Here is an 18,469-nt window from a genome sequence, read left to right as displayed (position 1 = left end):
CGGCTCCCCTTCGGGCGTGAAATAGCCGGCCGCCTTCTTGGCCTCCATCTCCACGCTCGCGTCGTCGGGGACCAGATCGTCGGGGATCGGGACCCGCTCGCCGATCTCGATGCCGCCGCCGACCAGCGCGTCGTACTTCATGTTGGACATCGACACGAACCGATCGATCCGCCGGATGCCCAGCCAGTGGACGATGTCGGGCATCAGCTGCTGGAAGCGCGCGTCCTGCACCCCGGCCACGCACTCGGTGCGCTCGAAGTAGGTCGCCGCCTGGTCGCCGCCCGGCTGCCGCTTCCTGGCGTTGTAGACCAGGAACTTGGTCACCTCCCCCAGCGCCCTGCCTTCCTTGCGGTTGTAGACAATCAGGCCCGTGCCGCCCGCCTGCGCCTGGCGCGTCGCCTCCTCGATCCCGTGGGTCAGGTAGGGCCGGCAGGTGCAGATGTCGGAGCCGAACACGTCGGAGCCGTTGCACTCGTCGTGGACGCGGCAGGTGAGCGGGACCGACCGGTCCCCCAGCTTCGAAGGGTCGCCGAAGATGTACAGCGTGATCCCCCCGATCGGCGGCAGGAACACGGCCAGGTCCGGCCGCGTCACCAGCTCCGGGTACATGCCCCCGGTCTGTTCGAAGAGCACCCGGCGCAGCTGCTGCTCCTCCACCCCGAACCGCGCCGCCACGCCCGGAAGATGCCAGACGGGATCGATGGCCGCCTTGGTCACCGCCACGTCGCCGGTCTCGTGCAGCACCTTGCCGTCGGGTACCAACCGGCCGGCGCGCACCGCCTCGGCGATCTCCGGAAGGGTGATCCGGGCCTTGGTGACCGCGATCGTCGGACGGATGTCGGCCCCCTCCGCGATCTCGGTGGCGAAGTCCTCGGCGATCCGGGCGCCCCAGGGGTCCAGCGAGACGATCTTGCCGGGCTCGCTCCACTGCGGGTGGGGCCCGATGGCGACCACCGGATGGGTGTTGACCAGCTCCGGCCGGACCATCGGGTCCATGGCCCCGGAGGCGACGGCCAGCGCGCGGTAGACCGAGTACGCGCCGCCGTGAGCGCCGATGGCGTTGCGGTCGGATCCGGCGTTGGCGGTGGCCACCACCGGGCCACGCTCGCGTGCGGTTGGGGCGTCCCACTTGATGGGGAAGCGGTTGGTCTCACCGGCGCCCGGATGCGAGGTGAGGCGGATATGAGATGTCCTGTTTCCGGACATGCGGCCTCCAGAGTCGAAAAGGCCCTGACGCCGGATCGCCGGCTCAGGGCCTTTGAGCGCGAAGAGTGATCCTACGCCGATGAGTTGGCAACATTTCGTGGACGGGGCAGCCTGGAACCACCGCGCGCGCCCACAGCTTGAGACGCCAGGGCGGGCTCCCACACTCGCGTTGGAGGATGGACATGACCTACGTCGACGGCTTCGTTCTGGCGGTTCCGAAGGCCAAGAAGGCGGCCTACCTGGAGATGGCGCAGAAGGCCTGGCCCCTGTTCAAGGAATTCGGCGCGATCCGCCACGTGGAGTGCTGGGGCGACGACGTGCCGGCGGGCAAGGTGACCGACTTCGCAGGCGCGGTGAAAGCCAAGGACGACGAGGTCGTGGTGTTCGCCTGGGTCGAGTACCCCTCCAAGGAGGTGCGCGACGCGGCCAACCGGAAGATGGCTCAGGACTCCACAATGGCGGCCATGGAGATGCCGTTTGACGGCGCGCGGATGATCTTCGGCGGGTTCACGCCGATCCACGACGCCAGCGCCTGAGCTTGACGGCTCGGCCTGTTTGAGCCTCGCTTGGACGGCCAACGGGGGAAGCCATGGAAAGCCACCTGAAGGACCTGGAGGAGGTCCGCGCGGTCATTCAGCTCTACATCGACGGCTCGAACGGAGATGTCGCCAAGCTCCGGCAGGCGTTCCATCCCGACGCGCGGATGATGGGCCACATCGGGCCGGTGGACACCTACATCCCCATCACCGACTTCTTCGCCATGGTTGAGCGGCAGCCAGGCATGGCGGGCCCCAACTACAAGGCCTGCGTGCGCACCATCGACCTCGCCGGGGACGCCGGCGTCGCCGTGCTGGTCGAGACCGACTACATGGGCTGCGACTTCGTCGACTACTTCTCCGTCGCCCGCATCGGCGGCCGGTGGCAGATCACCAACAAGACCTACGCCCACACAGGCGGCGCTCCGCCGTCCTAGAGCCGTGGCGGGCGCGATTCTCTCAATTTCCACGCCCTGCCAGCGTGGCTGGGTACAGGCCGACAGGGGTTTGTGATTTACATATCACAACTACGTCGCTAGAAGCAGTGCGCGGCATTGAACCGCTGTAACCACAATGTGATAAATTAATCACTCAGGGGACAAGCATGGCTGAGGTGATCAAGAAGAACCGGTCCGGGTACGACGGGTGTGCGACCGAACCGTTCGCCAAGCTGCTGGTGTTCCTGTGAGCCCGGGGCCGCAGCGCCTGGGGGAACTGGGCGGCCGGGTCTTGTTGGCGCAACTCTTCTTGCTGGCCGGCGTGGCAAAGATCGTGGGGCCTGAGCCGTTCCTCGACCACATGCGTGCATTCGGCGTGCCGACGGTGTTGCTGCCCGCCGTCATCGCTCTCGAGATCGGCGCGGGCGCGCTGCTGTTGATCGGCTGGCGAACCGCCTGGGCGGCTGGCGCCCTGGCCGCCTTCTGCCTTCTGCCTTCTGGCCGCAGCGATCTTCCACCATCAATTGAACCTCAAGACCGAGCGGACCTTGTTCTTGAAGGACGTGGCGATCGCCGGGGGTCTCCTCGTGCTGGCGACCCGCCGGCGTTCGGAGGCGGGCATATGAGCGGCTGGCGCCTCTCGCACGTCGAAGCGGACGACGTCACCATTGCGGTGCATCGGCGTGGTTGCGGTCCGGCAATCGTCTGCTTGAGCGCCCTCGGTCACGACGTCCACGACTTCGACGCACTCGCCGAGCGGGTCGACGACCGCTTCAGCCTTGTCTGCCTGGAATGGCCGGACCACGGAGAGTCCGGCAGTGACACCGTCCCTGTCAGCGCCCGTCGGTACGCGGACCTCGTTACCGCGGTCCTGGACCGGCTCGGTATCGAGCCGCCGCTGGTGATCGGCAACTCCATCGGCGGGGCCGCCGCGATCCTGCACGCCGCCCGGCGGCCCGTGCGAGGCCTGGTGCTGTGCGACTCTGGCGGACTGGTGGAAGTGACGCCGCTGATCCAGCGGATCTGCAGGGCCTACGAAGGCCTCTATGCCGCGGGCGAACGCGGCGCCTGGTGGTTCGGCGCAGCCAGCGCTCTCACCTACCGCTTCATCCTCCCCTCGCCGGCCGCGGCGGCGCAGCGGCGTAGGATCGTGGCCAACCTGCGCGGGCTGGCCGGTCGGCTGCGCGAGGGCTGGGCCAGTTTCGGACGGGCGGACGCCAACATCATCGAGACGGCCGCGGCTCTGGACGTTTCGGTCTGGGTGGCCTGGGCGAAGGGCGACATCGTCTTACCGTACGCGGCCTGCCGCCCGGCGCTTGGCCGTCTGCGGCAGGCCACCACGACCCTGTTCCCGGGCGGCCACGCGCCATTCCTGGAGCAGCCGGAATCGTTCGCCCGCGGCCTCGTGGCCTTCGCGGACAGCCTCGCACTCCCGCAGGCGGCGCCCGCGGCGTCGTAGACTTTGGCGGCCGGGCGCGGGTATGCGAGGCCCTGGAGGTCAGGCCGCATGCCGATCGGGAGGGGAGCGGGGGGCGCCAAGGGCGTCCGCCGGGAGACGGCGGAAAAACTCATCGCGGCGGCCGCCGAAGAATTCAACACGCACGGCTATGGCGGCACCGACACCAACCGCATCGCGCGTCGCGCAGGCTTCGCGCCACAGACGTTCTACCGCTGGTTCGCCGACAAGGCGGAGATCTTCATCCGCGTCTACGACCAGTGGCAGCAGCAGGAGGCCCGCACCCTGGGCGCCTTGCTCGCGGAGAACGCCAGCGATTCGCGGGTGGCGGCGGCGGTGGTCGAACACCATCGCGACTACCTCGTCTTTCGTCGCAGCCTGCGCCAGCTCTCCCTCGAGGATGAGCGCGTCCGCGCGGCCCGCGCCGCGAGCCGGGTGCGGCAAGTGGGCCAGATCTTGATATGGCGCGGGGCGACGGCCAAGGAAGCTCCGGCGATCGCCGCAGCTTTGCTGCAGATGGAGCGCCTGGCCGACGCCTTGGCGGAAGGCGAGTTCCGCGACATGGGCCTGGACGACTCGGCCGGCGAGGCCGCGCTGGCCGCCATCATCCAGCGGCTGCGCAGCAAGCCTGCGGAGGCTTGACGAACGCTCGCATCCGGCCGTCCCTGACGCCCCGCGTCCTCTCGCGGCGCCGAAGGGAACCGGGGCGTGAACCACAGTAACGGGTCATGGCGCCGCTTGCTGATCGCCTGGAGACGGAGAGCGACCTCTGCATGATCGACCGCGACGAGGGGCCCGGCGAGAAGCTCTGCGAGATCGCGCTCGCCCCGGCTGACCGGATCGTGGTCGCCCCATGAGCCGCCAGGCTTACCGCGCCGCCCTGGCCCACACCCTGGCCGATCCGTCTCGCGAGCGCGCCGAGGACGCCGTCGCCCACCACCCCGACGGCCTGCTGGTGGTCGAGGACGGCCATGTCGCGGCGTTCGGCGCCTACGCCGACCTAGCGCAGACCCTTGCCCCCGGAACCGAGGTCACCGAACTTCCCGGCCGCCTGATCGTCCCGGGATTCGTCGACGCCCACGTCCACTATCCGCAGGTGGACGTCATGGCCGCCTGGGGAGGCCAGCTCCTCGACTGGCTCGACACCCACACCTTCCCGGCGGAGCAGGCGTTCGCCGACCGGGCGCACGCCGACGCCGTGGCCGGCTTCTTCCTCGACCAACTGCTGGCCAACGGCACGACCAGCGCGCTGGTCTTCTGCACCGTCCACAGGGTCTCGGTGGAGGCGCTGTTCGAGGCCGCGCTGGGCCGCGACATGCGGCTGGTCGCCGGCAAGGTGCTGATGGACCGCCATGCGCCCGACGGCCTCACCGACACCGTCGAGACCGGCCGCGCGGACACCGAGGCCCTGATCCGCGCCTGGCGCGGCCGCGGCCGCCTGGGCTACGCGGTGACTCCGCGCTTCGCCGTCACCTCCTCGGACGCCCAGCTCGCCATGGCCGGCGCGGTGGCCGCGGCGCATCCGGACGTCCTGATCCACACCCACATGTCGGAGAACGCGCGCGAGATCGCCCGGATCGGCGAGCTTTTCCCGGACGCCCGCGACTACCTCGACGTCTACGCCCGCTTCGGCCTGGCCGGGCCGCGCTCGGTCTTCGCCCACTGCGTCCACGCCAGCGAGGACGCCCTGAAGCGGATGGCGCAGTCCGGCGTCTCGGCCGCCTTCTGCCCCGCCTCCAACCTGCTGCTGGGCTCCGGCCTGTTCAACCTCAGCCAGGCCTGCGCCTGCGGGGTCAACACCGCGCTCGGCACCGACGTCGGGGGCGGCGGCAGCTTCTCGCTGCTGCAGATGATGGGCGAGGCCTACAAGGTCGGGCAGCTCAGGGGCCACAACCTCGACCCGCTGCACGCCTTCTACCTGGCCACCCTGGCCGGCGCGAAGGCGCTGCACATCGACGCGCACGTCGGCAACCTCGCGCCCGGCAAGGAGGCCGATTTCGTGGTCCTCGACCTCGCCGCCACCCCGCTCCTGGCCCGTCGCACGGCGGCCGCCAAGAGCCTGGCCGAGACCCTGTTCATCCTCTCGATCCTGGCCGACGACCGGGCGGTGGAGCGCACCTACCTGGCCGGGCGCCTGGCCCATTCGCGGGACCGCGCCTGAAGGCCTGGCTTCCGCGATCGCGCCCCAGCTGTGCGTGGCCCGCTGCGTCCGCATGGCCTTTGAGCGCTCAACGCCCCCTCTCGAACGCCTTCAGCAGCCGCTCGTGTCGCCACTGCTCGCGCGCCTTGTCGCTTCCCGCCACCAGCGCCGCACAGGCGCCCTTGGGCGTCTCCGCCCCGATCTGCCTCGCACACGCCGCCGCTGGCCTGCGATAGACGTTCGGGTCCCGCCACAGCCCCTCCCCGCTCAGGAACGAGAACGCGATGGCGTTGCGCGCCGCGGTCTTCAGGTCGTCGTAGGTCGCGCCGTTCTTCACGGCCGCCACATAGTCGTCGGCCAGCTGTGTCCGCGTGATCCCCGCGTCGTCGGTCGAAAGGCTCACCGGCACGCCCTTCTTGCGCAGCCACGCATAGGGATGGTCCTGCGGCTCCACCTCCAGGATCGCGGCGTTCGAGAGGATGTTCACCTCCATCAGCACGCCCTTGGCCGCCATCTCCGCGGCGATCTCGTCGGCGTCCGTTTCGCGCGGCAGGCCGGTCCCGTGGCCGATCCGCCGTGCGCCGGCCACCCGCACCGCGTCGCGCACGTGGTAGCTCGCGGCCTCCGGGGTCACGATCTTCAGCGTCACCTCGCCGGCGTGCAGGGCGACCGGCGTCTTGCGGCCCGAGTCGGTCAGCTCGGCGATGATCCGCATGTGTGTGTCGTAGTAGCGCACCGCGTCATGGCTATCCTCAGGGGCCACCAGCTGCAGGCCCACCCAGCGCCGGTCGGCCGCCACCGCTGCGACCCCCAGCTGCAGCTGCGCCATGGTCTGCTCCGGCGGCCCCTGGCGGATCGCCTGGAAGAGGTAGCGCACGGTGACCCGGCAGCCGGGCCGCGCCTGCGGCGTATCGCAGGCCATCACCTCGCGGGCCCGTTTCTCGAAGGCGTCGGTTTCGGCGACCACCCCCGGGACCAGCCGGTCGATCCCCGCCTCGGCCAGCGCCGCCCGCGTCGTCGCCGCATCGCCCCTCCAGCCCACCCGCGCGCCCAGCGCCCGCGACCCGACCGCCATCGGGCTGACCATCAGCTCGGCGTAGAAGGTGTTCTGCCGCGCCAGCCCGTCGAGGGTCTCGGCCAGCGCGTCGCCGACCCGCTTTGCCGTCGTGCCGCGCCGCGAGAAGGCCGTGAAGAACTGGTCGTGGCCCGAGCGGCCCCGGAAGCCCGGCTTGCGCACCGTCAGGCTGTCGATCAGATCCGAGCGCAGGGCCTCGTCATTGGCGTAGGCGGCCGCCGGCTTCGCGTTCGGCCCCGCGCAGGACAGCCGGATCGCCAGCGCCTCGGCGTCCACGCACAGCCCATCCTCCACCGCCCAGGCGAGCAGTGACTCCGCCGACGTCCCGCCGCCCAGGTGGTTGTGCAGCTCCCCGCCCTTCGGGAAGGCCTGCATGAAGGCGGCGAGCTCGGCCGCGCCCATCTTCTCCAGGTCCGGCGCGGCGGCGGCCGGCGCCGCGAGCAGGAGGGCGCAGAGCGCCGGCAGGATTCGTCTCATGCCGCCAGCCGGCCCGAGGACGGGCATCCGGTCAAGCTTGCGGTGACCCGGGGCCCCTCATCGCAGGTCCTGCACGTCGGCTGGCGGCGGGGCGGGAATCTCCTGGTCGGGGCGCAGGCCGCCGTCCAGCAGGCATTGCCACACGTCCCCCGCCGTCTCGGCGAAGTGGAACAGCTCCAGGTCGGCGGCGGCGACCATCCCGGCGGCGACCAGGGCGTCGAAGTTGATCACGCCCTTCCAGTAGGCCTGGTCGAACAGCACGATGGGGATCGGCGGGCTCTTCTCGGTCTGGCGCAGCGTCAGGAGCTCGAACAGCTCGTCCAGGGTCCCGAACCCGCCGGGGAACACCACCAGCGCGTTGGCGCGCATGGCGAGGTGCATCTTGCGCATCGCAAAATAGTGGAACCGGAACGTCAGTTCCGGCGTCGAGTAGCCGTTGGGAAGCTGCTCATGCGGCAGGGTGATGTTGAGGCCGATGGAAGGGGCGCCCACGTCCGTCGCGCCGCGGTTGGCCGCCTCCATGATCCCCGGCCCGCCGCCCGTGCAGATGACGTTGTGCCGTTCGTGCCTCGCCGACAGGTGCGCCCCGCCGCGCAGGGACGCGATCGCCCCGAACGCCCGCGCCGCGGCGTACCAGCGCCGATGCTCGTCCGGTCCGTCTTCGCGGATCCGCGCCGAGCCGAACACCACGATGGTGGAGCGCACCCCCCAGCTGTTCATCGCCTCGTCGGGCTTGGCGAATTCCAGCAGGAAGCGGACCCCGCGCATCGAAGGGCCCAGCAGGAAGTCGGTGTCGGTCGAGGCCAGCCGGTAGGTCGGTGACGCCGCCTGGGCGGTCGTGGGGTGCGGATCGTCGGTCATCGCGGGCAGTCTAGGCCGGTTGCGCGGTCCTCGTCAGGGCGCCCACCAATCCCGCGTCCTCCAGCACCGGGTTGATCCGCGCCTTCGCCGTCGGCGGCAAGGCGGCGTAGGCGCCGCGCAGGCTCTGCAGGCAACGGGCCTGATACTTGAACGCCCCCTGGCTGTAGGGCCGGCCCAGGAGCTCCACCGTGAAGGTCTCATCGCCCGCCGCCAGCGTTGCCTCATTGGCCTCCAGGAACGGCAGGTAGACCTCGCCCGCGAAGCCCAGGAGCTGGCCCACGATCGGCGGCGGCGGCGCGTCGGCGGCCCGCCACTCGCCCTCCACGCCGGACAGGTCGTCCATGTGCATGATCCAGCGCACCGTGAACGGCGCGATCTCGCGCATCCTATCGTTGGCGGTTGGATCGACGATCAGCTGACTGAACTGCCCGTACCAGCCGAACTCCGCCAGTGACGGACGCGAGCCGAAGAAGAAGTAGGGCCGCTCCACCACATGGGCTTCGAACATCGCCGCCAGCCGAGCCGTCGCGTCCTCGATGATCGGTGCGTTCTGCGGCGTGCAGCCCACCAGGGCCATGCGTCCCACCTGCCGCTCGCGGAAGACGTCGGCGAAACGCTGCGTCTCGGCCAGGCCACCTTCCAGCCCCCGGTCGAACGCGAGCCACGCGCTCATCTGCTTCTGATCGCGCTCGCGATGCCAGCGGTAGTGGAACATGATCTTCGTGCCCCACTCGTCGGCCATGTCCTCGATCAGGTAGGCCAGGAAGGCGTCGCCGGGATCCGGCGGCACGATCGAGCGCTCGGCGTGGCGCGCCTCCAGCTCGTGGATCATCGGCGTCGAGTCGTTGTGATAGCTCCCGTCCGGATACTGGATCACCGGGATTACGGCGGGCCGCACCTTCGCCCGCTCGGCGTCGTGGCTGGCGTTCATTTGAATCCACAGGTGCGGCAAGCGCCGGTACCGCAGGATCGCCCGCATCTTCAGCGAATAGGGAGAGCCCAGCCCGCCCAGGATCCGGTAGTGCGTCAAGCTCTGCTCCATCCGAACGCGCCAGGGGTTGGTTGGGGCGCGGACGAACGGCAGCCTAGGCCACGTGGTCGGCGCGCGCGACGCCCTTGACGCTGGGCGGGCCGCGGGCCGACATCTCCCTCCCATCCCGACCTGAGGTCCAAATGCGCAAGACCCTGATCCCGCTGCTCGCCGCCGCGGCCTGCGCCCTCCCCGCCGCTCCCACCGCGGCGTGGGCCCAGAAGGTCACCAAGCTGGTCCCGGGCTCCGCCTTCCATGGCGTCCACGGGATCCGCTTCGCCCCCGACGGCCAGCTCTACGCCGGCAGCGTCATCGGCCAGACGCTGTACTCGGTGAACGCGCAGACCGGCGAGTGGCGCGTGGTCGAGCCGCCGCCGTGGGGCGAGGCCGACGACATCGCCTTCGGCCCCGACGGCCAGGTGGTGTGGACCGCGATCCTCGCCGGCACGGTCTACACCAAGCGCGGCAAGGGCCCGGCGGAGGTGCTGGCCAAGGACCTGCCCGGCGCCAACTCGGTCGTCTTCAGTCCGGACAAGAAACACCTCTACCTCGGCCAGGTGTTCCTCGGCGACGCGGTCTGGGAGCTGGACGCGACGGGGGCCAAGCCGCCGCGCCGGATCGCCAATGCGGTGGGCGGCTTCAACAGCTTCGACGTCGGCCCCGACGGCGCGCTTTACGGCCCCCTTTGGTTCAAGAGCCAGATCGGCCGCATCGATCCGAACACCGGCGCGGTGACCGTCGTGGCCGAGGGCTTCAAGACCCCGGCGGCCGCCAAGTTCGGGCCCGACGGCAAGCTCTACGCCATCGACACCGCGGTCGGCGTCCTCTACCGCGTCGACATCGCCACCGGGGCCAAGACCAAGGTCGCCCAGCTGACTCCGGCGCTGGACAACATGGCCTTCGACGGCAAGGGCCGGCTGTTCGTCTCCAACATGTCCGACAACGGGATCCAGCAAGTCGACCTGAAGAGCGGCAAGTTGCGCCAGGTGATCAAGGGCGCCCTCGCCTACCCCGCCGACATCGCCATCTCCACGGCGGACGGCAAGGACACACTCTTCGTCGCCGACGCCTTCGCCTACCGCAGCGTCGACGGCCAGAGCGGCAAGGTCACCACCCTGGCGCGCGCCTACTCCGACGATATCGCCAACCCCAGCGCGGTCGGCGTCGCCGGCGACAAGGTGCTGCTGGTGGGCGGCGGCAGCATCGACGTGCGCGACCGGCTGACGGGCAAGCGGCTGTCGATCTCCGAGCCCTTCGCCGGCCCCACCGACGTCGTGGGCCTGCCGAATGGCGACTGGCTGGTGAGCCAGGAGGGCGGCGAGATCATCCGCGTTTCGGGCGCGACCCGCACCACGCTCGCCAAGGGCCTCAAGGCGCCGGTCAGCCTGGCGCTGGGCCCTGACGCCGTCTTCGTCGCCGAACGCGACGGCGGCAAGATTACCCGCATCGACCTGGCCACCGGCGCGGCCAGCGTGGCCGCCGACGGCTTCGGCAAGCCCCGCGCCGTGGCCCTGACCGCGGCGGGCGACCTGGTCGTGCTGGATGTCGGCGCCAAGCAGGTGGTCTGGGTAGGCAAGGGCGGCGAGCGCAGGGTCCTCGCCCGCGAGCTTCCCGTCGGCTACCTGCCCGATGCCCCCGGCGGCGGCATCGCCGTGGGCGCCAAGGGCGACGTCTACCTCTCCTCCGACGTCGAGAATGCGATCTACAAGATCAGCGGGATCGGGCGTTGATGTCCCGCCGTCCTGTCGGCCTCTGGCTTGCCCTGGCTCTGCTGACGGCCTCGTGCGCCAGCGTCACCACGGCCGAGCGCAGCTTCGGCGGGCCTGACGAGCAGGACGCGCCGCGCGGCCCCCGGTCGCAGCTCTTCATCAGTCCATCCGGACAGCCCTTCCGCGCTCCCGCCGGCCAGCCGTACCCGGCCGCCGCCTGGTTCGCGGCCGCCGACGCCGACCACGACGGGCGGCTCACCCGCGACGAATTCCGCGCCGACGCCGAGGCCTGGTTCAGGACCATCGACGCCGACGCCGACGGCGAGGTCAGCATGCCGGAGGTCACCCGCTGGGAGGAGACCATCGTCCCCGAGATCACCCGCGCCACCTTCGGCGGCTACGGCGGCGGGGCGCTGCGCCGCAACCGGCTCGACACCCGCGCCCAGGGCGCCGCGGGCTACAGCGTCGTCAACGAGCCTCATCCGATCCGCGGGGCCGACGCCGATTTTTCCATGGGCGTCAGCCGCGCCGAATGGCGCGCCGCCGCCGACCGCCGCTTCGATCTCCTGGACGAGGACAAGGACGGCGCCCTCCTTCTCGCTGGCCTTCCCCGCACCCCCACCCAGGGCCGCGCCGCCCGCTAGCTGCCCACGACCGATTCTGACGTAGCGGCGTCCCATCTTCACGCGCATGACTGAGACGGCCGTCGCCCGCACCGATCGCGAGCTCCAGATGCTGGAGACGATGGTCGACTGCGCCTTTGCGTTGGGTTCGGCCCTCGGCGAGGCGGCGAAGGCGGAGCCCGATACCAAGCGGTACCTGTCGCTGGTCGACGCCTTCCAGCGCAGCTTCCTGGCCGTACGCATGGGCATCCGCCTGTCACTGACCTTGCGCGCGTCGCCGAAGCCCACCCGCCCTGCCGCCATCGAGCGCGACCCTCCGGAAGTCGAGCGGGCCGAAGTGGAGCGGGCCGAAACGGACGGGAGCGATGGCCTGGAGCGCGAACGGGAGCGCGACTACGAGCCCGTCAGCCTCCCCCGCTTCCTGGCCACGCTGGGCGTCGTCGCCCGCGACACCGCCCGCCTCGAGGGCCTCCCCGAAGAGGTCCGCACCCACACCCTGCCGGCGCTCGCCGGTCTGCTGGCCCGGGCGAAGACGCACGGGCCGGCCTCCCCGCCGCCGCAACCCGCGGCCAAGGTCGACGTGTTGATCCGGCCGCCGCCAGGCGCGCCCAGGAGCCGCCTCCTCGGTTCCGCAGCCGCATTCGCGCCCAAGGCTGGGTCGCCCGCAGGACACCGCCTCCCACGACCCCCGCCCCGCGGCTCCGGCTGACGGGCGGCTTCCAACGGGGGCCGTTCGGGTCGCTCAACCCGATCCCTTACGGCGTCAACTCCTGGGCCCCGGCTCAGGCGGGTGTTGCGCGCTCCGCCGCGACCGGTCTATCGGGTTCGTCCTGGCCCGGAGACGCCCCGCGATGAACGCCCACGTGAAACCCCTCGACGCCGCCCAGCCCCGTCACGACTGGACGCTGGATGAGGTCGAGGCGCTGTTCGAGCTGCCGTTCACCGAGCTGGTGTTCCGCGCCGCGGAGGTTCATCGCGCGTGGTTCGACGCCACCGAACTGCAGCTCTCGCAGCTGCTTTCGGTGAAGACCGGCGGCTGCCCGGAGAACTGCGGCTACTGCAGCCAGTCGCAGCACTTCAAAACCGCCACCCGCGCCTCGAAGCTGATGGAGGCCGACACGGTCCTGGCCGCCGCGCGCGAGGCCAAGGCCGCCGGCGCCCAGCGCTCCTGCATGGGCGCGGCCTGGCGCGACCTCAAGGACCGGGACCTGCCCAAGGTGGCGGCGATGATATCGGGCGTGAAGGCGCTCGGCCTGGAGACCTGCGCCACCCTCGGCATGCTGACGCCCGACCAGGCCGTGTCCCTGAAGGCCGCCGGCCTCGACTACTACAACCACAACCTCGACACCGGACCGGACTATTACGACAAGGTCGTCACCACCCGCACCTACCAGGACCGTCTCGACACCCTGGCGGCGGTGCGCGACGCCGGGATGAGCACCTGCTGCGGCGGCATCGTCGGCATGGGCGAGACCCGCCGCGATCGGGCCGGCCTGCTGCACCAGCTCGCCACCCTGCCGGCGCATCCGGAGAGCCTGCCGATCAACGACCTGATGCCGATCGCCGGCACGCCGCTGGGCGACTCGACGCCCGTCGACGGTCTGGAGTTCGTCCGGATGATCGCGGTGGCCAGGCTGGTGTGCCCCAAGGCCATGGTCCGCATCGCCGCGGGGCGCGAGCACATGAGCAAGGAACTGCAGGCGCTGTGCTTCCTCGCCGGCGCCAACTCGATCTTCGTCGGCGCCCGCCTGCTCACCACCGACAACCCCGGGCGCAGCGCCGACGACGCGCTGCTGGCGGACCTGAAGATGCGGCCGATGGGCCAGAAGGCCGCGCAGCCGGCCTGAGCCGCCGGCTCAGGTCAGCTGACGATCTCCTCGCGCATCGTCTTGGCCGCGCTCCAGAAGAACCAGGCGCAGGGGAAGGCCAGCAGCGCGAAGCTGATCAGCGACGTCTTGATGGCGTCGGCCGAGGAGAAGCCCTGGGCCACGAACACGTCGGAGAGGATCCCGACGGCCAACGGGCCGAGGCCGAGGCCGATCAGGTTCGCGACGAACAGCAGCACGGCCGTTGCGGTCGCCCGCGTCTCGGGGCGCACCAGGCTCTGCACCACCCCGTAGGCGGGTCCGAGCCACATGGATCCCAGGAGGCCGGGCGCCGCCAGGAAGACGAAGGCCATCACCAGCGAATCGGCGTTGAGCGCGGCCAGCGAGAACGGCAGGCCCGCCACGGCGCCCACCGCCGGGATGATGGCGAAGGCGCGGGCGTCCTTGCGGGCGAAGTGGTCGGCCAGCCGGCCGCCCAGCAGGGTGCCGATGATCGCCATCACCCCCGAGGTCACGCCCAGCGCGATGCCCAGGAAGCCGGCGCTCTTCAGGCCGAACATGGCGGAGTACTCGGCCAGTTCGGCCGGGAAGTTGCGGAAGAAGAACGAGCCCGTGAAGGCCAGGGCGCCGTAGGAGGCGAACGACTTGATGGTCACGCCGCCGACCACACGCCAGTAGGTGCGCTTGCCGGCCAGTTCCTTCAGCGCCTCGCGGAAGGTCGGCACCCCGTCGTCGGCGTGGGCGACCTTGGGCCGGCCGCGCCGCGGCTCGCGCAGGGTCAGGGCGGCGATCACCGCCAGGATCAGCCCCGGCAGCCCGACCAGAACGAAGGCCATGCGCCAGCCGAAGGCGTCGGCGATCAGCCCCCCCAGCGCCAGGCCCAGCAGGCTGCCGACCGGCGCGCCCAGCATGTAGACCGAGACCGCGGAGGCCCGCTCCTCCTTGGGCACCGTGTCGGCGATCAGCGACAGCGCCGGCGGCGTGCATCCGGCCTCGCCGACGCCCACGCCGATGCGGGCGAGGATCAGGTGGGTGAAGCTCTGGGCCATGCCGGACAGCGCCGTGAACCCGCTCCAGACCGCCACCGCAATGGCGATGATCCACGGCCGGTCGCCGCGTTCGGCGATGCGGGCGATGGGCAGGCCCAGCACGGTGTAGAGCACCGCGAACGCCAGGCCCGTCATCAGGCCCAGTTGCCAGTCGGCCAGTTGCAGGTCCAGCTTGATCGGCTCGGCCAGGATCGAGACCACCTGCCGGTCCACGAAATTGACCACGTAGATCAGCATCAGCAGCCCGAGCGCATAGCTGCGGTAGAGCCGCCCCGGTAGCGCCACAGGGACACCCGGTGCGAGGCCGGGGGCCTCCGGCGCCGATACGGTCATGGCCGATCCTCCTAGTACGCTTGGATCCGCCTTCGCGACGGTTGTCGGATCACGTTATAAGCGCTCCCATCCAAGTCAACGCCGCCCTGGCGTAAGGGGAAGTCACATGAAGACGGTGCTGATCGCGGGAGCCACTGGGCTGGTGGGCGAGGCCGCGGTCGAGCGGTTCGCGACGGATGGTTGGGATGTGATCGCCGTTTCGCGGCGCACGCCGGAGCCGGTCGCCGGCGGGACCTTCCGCCACCTGGCCGTGGACCTCACTGACGCGGCCGCCTGCCGCGCGGCCTTCGGCGGCCTGGGAGAGGTCACCCACGTCGTCTACGCCGCCCTCTTCGAAAAGCCGGGCCTGGTCGCCGGCTGGCAGGAAGCCGACCAGATGGAGACCAACCTCTCCATGCTGCGCAACCTCATGGAGCCGCTGACCACCGCAGCGAAGGGTCTGGCGCACGTGACCCTCCTGCAGGGCACCAAGGCCTACGGCGCCCATGTGAAGCCGCGGATCCCGATCCCGGCGCGGGAGCGCGCGCCGCGCGACGACCACGCCAACTTCTATTGGCTGCAGGAAGACTATCTGCGCGGCCTGGCCCAGGCGCACGGGTTCGCCTGGACGATCTTCCGGCCCCAGATCATCGTGGGCGCGGCGTGGGGCGCGGCGATGAACCCGTTGCTCGCCATCGGCGCCTACGGAGCGATCCAGCGTGAGCTTGGCCGTCCGTTCTCCTATCCGGGCGGCGCGCCGCACATCATGGAGATGGTGGACCCGCGGCTCCTGGGCCCGGTCTTCGCCTGGGCGGCCGAGAGTCCCGCCGCCGTCAACGAGACCTTCAACATCACCAACGGCGACGTCTACAACTGGCCCGACCTGTGGCCGGCGCTCGCCGACGCGCTCCGGCTGGATCGGGGCGCGGACGCCCCGCTCAGGCTCGCGGAATACCTGCCCGCTCACGCGGACGTCTGGGACCGGATCGTCGCGCGCGAGGGCCTGCAGCCGATCCCGCTGCTGCGCTTCCTGGGGGAGAGTCACCACTACGCCGACATGCTGATGCGGCCGGGCGTCGACACCATCGCCCTGCCGATCCTGGTCTCGACCGTGAAGCTGCGCCAGGCGGGCTTCCACGACTGCTACGACACCGAGGACACCATGCGCCACTGGCTCTCGGTGATGGTCGAGCGGCGGCTGTTGCCGAATCCGGGGTCTTCCCAAACTTAGAGCGCGTTATAGGTTAGACGGACCAGGAGGCCCTTCCATGCTGCTCAGCGACATCCCCGCCATCGCCGCCCACCATGCGCCGGAGAAGGTCGCGGTACGCTTTCAGGACCGGGTCTTCACCTACGCCCAGTTGCGCGATCGCTGCTGGCGGCTTTCAAACGCCCTCGTCCAGGTCACCGACCGCGGCGACCGGGTGGCCATCCTGTCGGAGAACTGCTCCGAATACGCGGAGTGCTACTACGGCGTGCCTGGCGCGGCCCTTGGCCTCGTGCTGCTGAACTACCGCCTGTCGGCGCGCGAGCTCGCCTACATCATCGGCAACAGCGAACCGCGCATCCTGGTGGTCGAACAGAAGTACCTGCCGATCATCCGCCAGATCCGCGCCGAGATCCCGTCGGTCGAGCAGTTGATCCTGATCGACGGCGAGGCCGAGGACGCCATCAGCTACGAGGCCTTCCTGGCGACCGGGGCGGCGCAGGAGCCGTTGCGCAAGCCCGTGGAGGAGGACCTCTGCTGGCTGCTCTACACCTCCGGCACCACCGGCCTGCCGAAGGGCGCCATGCTCAGCCACAAGAACCTGATGGGGGCAGTCTTCAACAGCATGTGCGCCTGGGACGCCGGCGTCGACGACGTGTGCCTCTACACCTTCCCGCAGTTCCACGTGGCCGGCTACGCGATGCCGACCTACCACCTGCGCAACTACGACGTCGTCATCCTCAAGACCTTCGACGTCGAGACGGTGCTGGGCAACATCGAGCGCTACGGCGTCACCAGCACGGCCATGGCGCCCACGATGATCGCCATGCTGCTGGAGGATCCGATCGCCGACAAATACGACCTCTCCAGCATCAAGCGCATCGGCTACGGCGCATCGGCCATGCCGGCCGAGGTGTTGCGCCGCGCGCGCCAGCGTTGGCCCGGCGTCGGCTTCTCCACCGGCTTCGGCATGACCGAACTGTCCGGCAACGTCATGTTCATGAGCCCCGCCGACCACGACCGCGCCGCCGACCACGATCTGCCGATCCTGTCGTCGGTGGGTCGCCAGATGCCGTTCGCGCGCGTCCGCGTGGTGGACGACGACGGCCATGACGTCCCGGTCGGCGCGCCGGGCGAACTCGTCATTAAGGGCGACCAGGTGCTGATGGGCTACTGGAAGAACCCCGAGGCGACCAAGAGCTCGTTCTTCGAGGGCGGCTGGTTCCGCTCGGGCGACGTGGGCCGCTGGGACGAGGACGGCTACCTCTACATCGTCGACCGCAAGAAGGACATGATCCTGACCGGCGGCGAGAACGTCTATCCGCGCGAGGTCGAGGAGGTGCTCTACCAGCACCCCGCCGTGCTGGAAGCCGCCGTGATCGGCGCCCCGGACCCCAAGTGGGGCGAGAAGGTGGTCGCGGTCATCTGCCGGCGCAGCGACGTCGACGGCGAAGAACTGATCGCCTTCTGCCGCGAGCGCATCGCCAGCTACAAGAAGCCCAAGCACGTCGTGTTCATCGACATCCTGCCCCGCAACGCCTCGGGCAAGGTGCTGAAGCGCGAGCTGCGCGATCGGATCGCCAGCGGCGAACTGGTGCTGGAGGACGCTTAGGCGTTGAAGGCGAGCTTCAGGCCCGGGCGCGGCCAGCGGCACTTGAGCAGCTTGCCCGTTCCCGAAGCGGTGACCCACGCCGTCTGCATGTCCGGACCGCCGAAGCAGATGTTGGTGACCAGCGGGTCCGGGTAGGCCGTGTGCTCGGTCCCGCCGTTGGGGTCGAAGGCCGTGATGCCGCCGTTCACCAGTGTGGCGCAGCAGACCTTGCCCGACGCCTCGACGGCCAGGCTGTCCAGCAGCTGGTAGCCCGGCAATGGGCCCAGCACCGATCCGGGCGAGAACAACCCGCCCGGCTGTTCGATCTCGCCCGGGCCGGTGATCGGGAAGCCCCAGACGCGGCTGGTGTGGGTTTCGGCGACCCAGACCGTCTTGCCGTCGGGCGAGAGGCCGACGCCGTTCGGGCTGATCATCCCCTCGCGGACCAGCTTGATCATCGAGCCGTCGGGCTTGGCGTAGTGCAGATGGCCCATGTGCATCTTGTCGCCGTCGGACTTGCCCAGGTCGGTGAACCAGAACCCGCCGGCGGCGTCGAAGACGATGTCGTTGGGGCCGCGCAACGGCTTGCCGTCGCAGGCGTCGTAGACCACCGAGACCGCGCCGGTCTTGAGGTCGACGCGCTGGATGGAGCCCGTCTTGTAGTCGGCCGCCGTGCCGTGCGGCGCGGTGATCCCGCCGCCCTCCTGCCACGCGAACCCGCCGTTGTTGCAGACGTAGACCGCGCCGTCGGGACCTACGGCCGCGCCGTTCGGTCCGCCACCCAGCTTGGCGATCACTTCATTGGAGCCGTCGGGTTTCACCCGGGTCAGCGTCTGGCGCTTGATCTCCACCAGCACCACCGAGCCGTCGGCCATGGCGATGGGACCTTCAGGGAACTGCAGCCCCTCGGCGACGACTTCGAAGTTCATGGCGC

The 18,469-nt window shown here is 70.2% G+C and carries 18 protein-coding genes and 1 pseudogene; 13 read left to right on the top strand and 6 right to left on the bottom strand.

What is annotated here, in order from left to right:
- Window positions 1–1,206, bottom strand: a 1,206-nt coding sequence (locus QZV94_RS12500; protein WP_293678217.1) for a GTP cyclohydrolase II, incomplete at its 3' end; no start/stop codon positions are given.
- Window positions 1,207–1,388: 182 nt separating this feature from the next.
- Between QZV94_RS12500 and QZV94_RS12495 the strand changes: the two genes are divergently transcribed.
- From QZV94_RS12495 to guaD, 7 genes and pseudogenes are all read left to right on the top strand, one after another.
- Window positions 1,389–1,742: a DUF1428 domain-containing protein gene (locus tag QZV94_RS12495; RefSeq protein ID WP_293678216.1), complete on the top strand. Its 354-nt coding sequence runs from the start codon at window positions 1,389–1,391 to the stop codon at window positions 1,740–1,742.
- A gap of 53 nt (window positions 1,743–1,795) precedes the next feature.
- The gene (locus QZV94_RS12490; protein ID WP_293678215.1) at window positions 1,796–2,179 is read left to right on the top strand and encodes a nuclear transport factor 2 family protein; all 384 of its coding nucleotides are present in this window, start codon (window positions 1,796–1,798) and stop codon (window positions 2,177–2,179) included.
- A gap of 208 nt (window positions 2,180–2,387) precedes the next feature.
- Window positions 2,388–2,657: pseudogene (locus QZV94_RS25155) on the top strand (DoxX family protein); the annotation flags it as partial.
- Between the two features lie 144 nt (window positions 2,658–2,801).
- Window positions 2,802–3,638, top strand: coding sequence for an alpha/beta hydrolase (locus QZV94_RS12485; RefSeq protein ID WP_293678214.1), 837 nt, complete (start codon window positions 2,802–2,804; stop codon window positions 3,636–3,638).
- Window positions 3,639–3,686: 48 nt separating this feature from the next.
- Window positions 3,687–4,277: a TetR/AcrR family transcriptional regulator gene (locus QZV94_RS12480; protein ID WP_293678213.1), complete on the top strand. Its 591-nt coding sequence runs from the start codon at window positions 3,687–3,689 to the stop codon at window positions 4,275–4,277.
- 86 nt (window positions 4,278–4,363) lie between these two features.
- Window positions 4,364–4,492, top strand: coding sequence for a hypothetical protein (locus QZV94_RS12475; protein ID WP_293678212.1), 129 nt, complete (start codon window positions 4,364–4,366; stop codon window positions 4,490–4,492).
- The gene (gene guaD, locus QZV94_RS12470; RefSeq protein WP_293678211.1) at window positions 4,489–5,796 is read left to right on the top strand and encodes a guanine deaminase; all 1,308 of its coding nucleotides are present in this window, start codon (window positions 4,489–4,491) and stop codon (window positions 5,794–5,796) included. Before QZV94_RS12475 ends, guaD begins: the two co-directional genes overlap by 4 nt.
- Window positions 5,797–5,863: 67 nt before the next feature.
- On the opposite strand, the gene QZV94_RS12465 is transcribed toward guaD, so the two are convergent.
- The 3 genes from QZV94_RS12465 to QZV94_RS12455 are packed head-to-tail and all read right to left on the bottom strand — an operon-like array spanning window position 5,864 to window position 9,218.
- Window positions 5,864–7,327, bottom strand: a complete 1,464-nt coding sequence (locus tag QZV94_RS12465) for an adenosine deaminase (protein WP_293678210.1) — start codon at window positions 7,325–7,327, stop codon at window positions 5,864–5,866.
- Between the two features lie 57 nt (window positions 7,328–7,384).
- Entirely contained in the window at window positions 7,385–8,188 is an 804-nt protein-coding gene (locus tag QZV94_RS12460; protein ID WP_293678209.1) for an LOG family protein, read from the bottom strand.
- Window positions 8,189–8,198: 10 nt separating this feature from the next.
- On the bottom strand, window positions 8,199–9,218 hold the full coding sequence (locus QZV94_RS12455) for a glutathione S-transferase N-terminal domain-containing protein (protein ID WP_293678208.1): 1,020 nt from the start codon (window positions 9,216–9,218) through the stop codon (window positions 8,199–8,201).
- Between the two features lie 143 nt (window positions 9,219–9,361).
- Between QZV94_RS12455 and QZV94_RS12450 the strand changes: the two genes are divergently transcribed.
- The 4 genes from QZV94_RS12450 (at window position 9,362) to bioB (ending at window position 13,397) form a co-directional block, all read left to right on the top strand.
- Window positions 9,362–10,948 (top strand): SMP-30/gluconolactonase/LRE family protein, encoded by a 1,587-nt coding sequence (locus tag QZV94_RS12450; RefSeq protein ID WP_293678207.1) that lies wholly within the window; start codon window positions 9,362–9,364, stop codon window positions 10,946–10,948.
- Complete coding sequence (locus QZV94_RS12445) at window positions 10,948–11,571, top strand: hypothetical protein (protein WP_293678206.1); 624 nt, start codon at window positions 10,948–10,950, stop codon at window positions 11,569–11,571. Before QZV94_RS12450 ends, QZV94_RS12445 begins: the two co-directional genes overlap by 1 nt.
- A gap of 46 nt (window positions 11,572–11,617) precedes the next feature.
- The gene (locus QZV94_RS12440; RefSeq protein ID WP_293678205.1) at window positions 11,618–12,259 is read left to right on the top strand and encodes a hypothetical protein; all 642 of its coding nucleotides are present in this window, start codon (window positions 11,618–11,620) and stop codon (window positions 12,257–12,259) included.
- Window positions 12,260–12,401: 142 nt separating this feature from the next.
- Entirely contained in the window at window positions 12,402–13,397 is a 996-nt protein-coding gene (bioB, locus tag QZV94_RS12435; protein ID WP_293678204.1) for a biotin synthase BioB, read from the top strand.
- Window positions 13,398–13,411: 14 nt separating this feature from the next.
- On the opposite strand, the gene QZV94_RS12430 is transcribed toward bioB, so the two are convergent.
- Entirely contained in the window at window positions 13,412–14,758 is a 1,347-nt protein-coding gene (locus tag QZV94_RS12430; protein WP_293678203.1) for an MFS transporter, read from the bottom strand.
- Window positions 14,759–14,864: 106 nt separating this feature from the next.
- Between QZV94_RS12430 and QZV94_RS12425 the strand changes: the two genes are divergently transcribed.
- Together QZV94_RS12425 and QZV94_RS12420 are read left to right on the top strand one after the other, a co-directional pair.
- Window positions 14,865–15,968 carry an SDR family oxidoreductase gene (locus QZV94_RS12425; protein WP_293678202.1) on the top strand — a complete coding sequence of 368 codons (1,104 nt, stop codon included), beginning with the start codon at window positions 14,865–14,867 and terminating at the stop codon, window positions 15,966–15,968.
- 37 nt (window positions 15,969–16,005) lie between these two features.
- Complete coding sequence (locus tag QZV94_RS12420; protein ID WP_293678201.1) at window positions 16,006–17,556, top strand: long-chain fatty acid--CoA ligase; 1,551 nt, start codon at window positions 16,006–16,008, stop codon at window positions 17,554–17,556.
- Here the strand turns inward: QZV94_RS12420 and QZV94_RS12415 are convergent.
- Window positions 17,553–18,469: SMP-30/gluconolactonase/LRE family protein (locus QZV94_RS12415; RefSeq protein ID WP_293678200.1), on the bottom strand; the 917-nt coding region annotated here is incomplete at its 5' end. The two genes, QZV94_RS12420 and QZV94_RS12415, sit on opposite strands and share 4 nt — an antisense overlap.

The organism is uncultured Phenylobacterium sp. (assembly GCF_902826855.1).
GTDB lineage: Bacteria > Pseudomonadota > Alphaproteobacteria > Caulobacterales > Caulobacteraceae > Phenylobacterium.
Note: the sequence above shows the minus strand (reverse complement) of the source record. Positions and strands in the feature narration are given on the sequence as shown.

Coding starts and splice junctions, on each gene's coding strand:
- QZV94_RS12430 (WP_293678203.1), bottom strand. CDS start 14,758: ATGACCGTATCGGCGCCGGAGGCCCCCGGCCTCGCACCGGGTGTCCCT.
- QZV94_RS12465 (WP_293678210.1), bottom strand. CDS start 7,327: ATGAGACGAATCCTGCCGGCGCTCTGCGCCCTCCTGCTCGCGGCGCCG.
- QZV94_RS12445 (WP_293678206.1), top strand. CDS start 10,948: ATGTCCCGCCGTCCTGTCGGCCTCTGGCTTGCCCTGGCTCTGCTGACG.
- QZV94_RS12440 (WP_293678205.1), top strand. CDS start 11,618: ATGACTGAGACGGCCGTCGCCCGCACCGATCGCGAGCTCCAGATGCTG.
- QZV94_RS12475 (WP_293678212.1), top strand. CDS start 4,364: ATGGCGCCGCTTGCTGATCGCCTGGAGACGGAGAGCGACCTCTGCATG.
- guaD (WP_293678211.1), top strand. CDS start 4,489: ATGAGCCGCCAGGCTTACCGCGCCGCCCTGGCCCACACCCTGGCCGAT.
- QZV94_RS12425 (WP_293678202.1), top strand. CDS start 14,865: ATGAAGACGGTGCTGATCGCGGGAGCCACTGGGCTGGTGGGCGAGGCC.
- QZV94_RS12420 (WP_293678201.1), top strand. CDS start 16,006: ATGCTGCTCAGCGACATCCCCGCCATCGCCGCCCACCATGCGCCGGAG.
- QZV94_RS12480 (WP_293678213.1), top strand. CDS start 3,687: ATGCCGATCGGGAGGGGAGCGGGGGGCGCCAAGGGCGTCCGCCGGGAG.
- QZV94_RS12460 (WP_293678209.1), bottom strand. CDS start 8,188: ATGACCGACGATCCGCACCCCACGACCGCCCAGGCGGCGTCACCGACC.
- QZV94_RS12495 (WP_293678216.1), top strand. CDS start 1,389: ATGACCTACGTCGACGGCTTCGTTCTGGCGGTTCCGAAGGCCAAGAAG.
- bioB (WP_293678204.1), top strand. CDS start 12,402: ATGAACGCCCACGTGAAACCCCTCGACGCCGCCCAGCCCCGTCACGAC.
- QZV94_RS12450 (WP_293678207.1), top strand. CDS start 9,362: ATGCGCAAGACCCTGATCCCGCTGCTCGCCGCCGCGGCCTGCGCCCTC.
- QZV94_RS12490 (WP_293678215.1), top strand. CDS start 1,796: ATGGAAAGCCACCTGAAGGACCTGGAGGAGGTCCGCGCGGTCATTCAG.
- QZV94_RS12485 (WP_293678214.1), top strand. CDS start 2,802: ATGAGCGGCTGGCGCCTCTCGCACGTCGAAGCGGACGACGTCACCATT.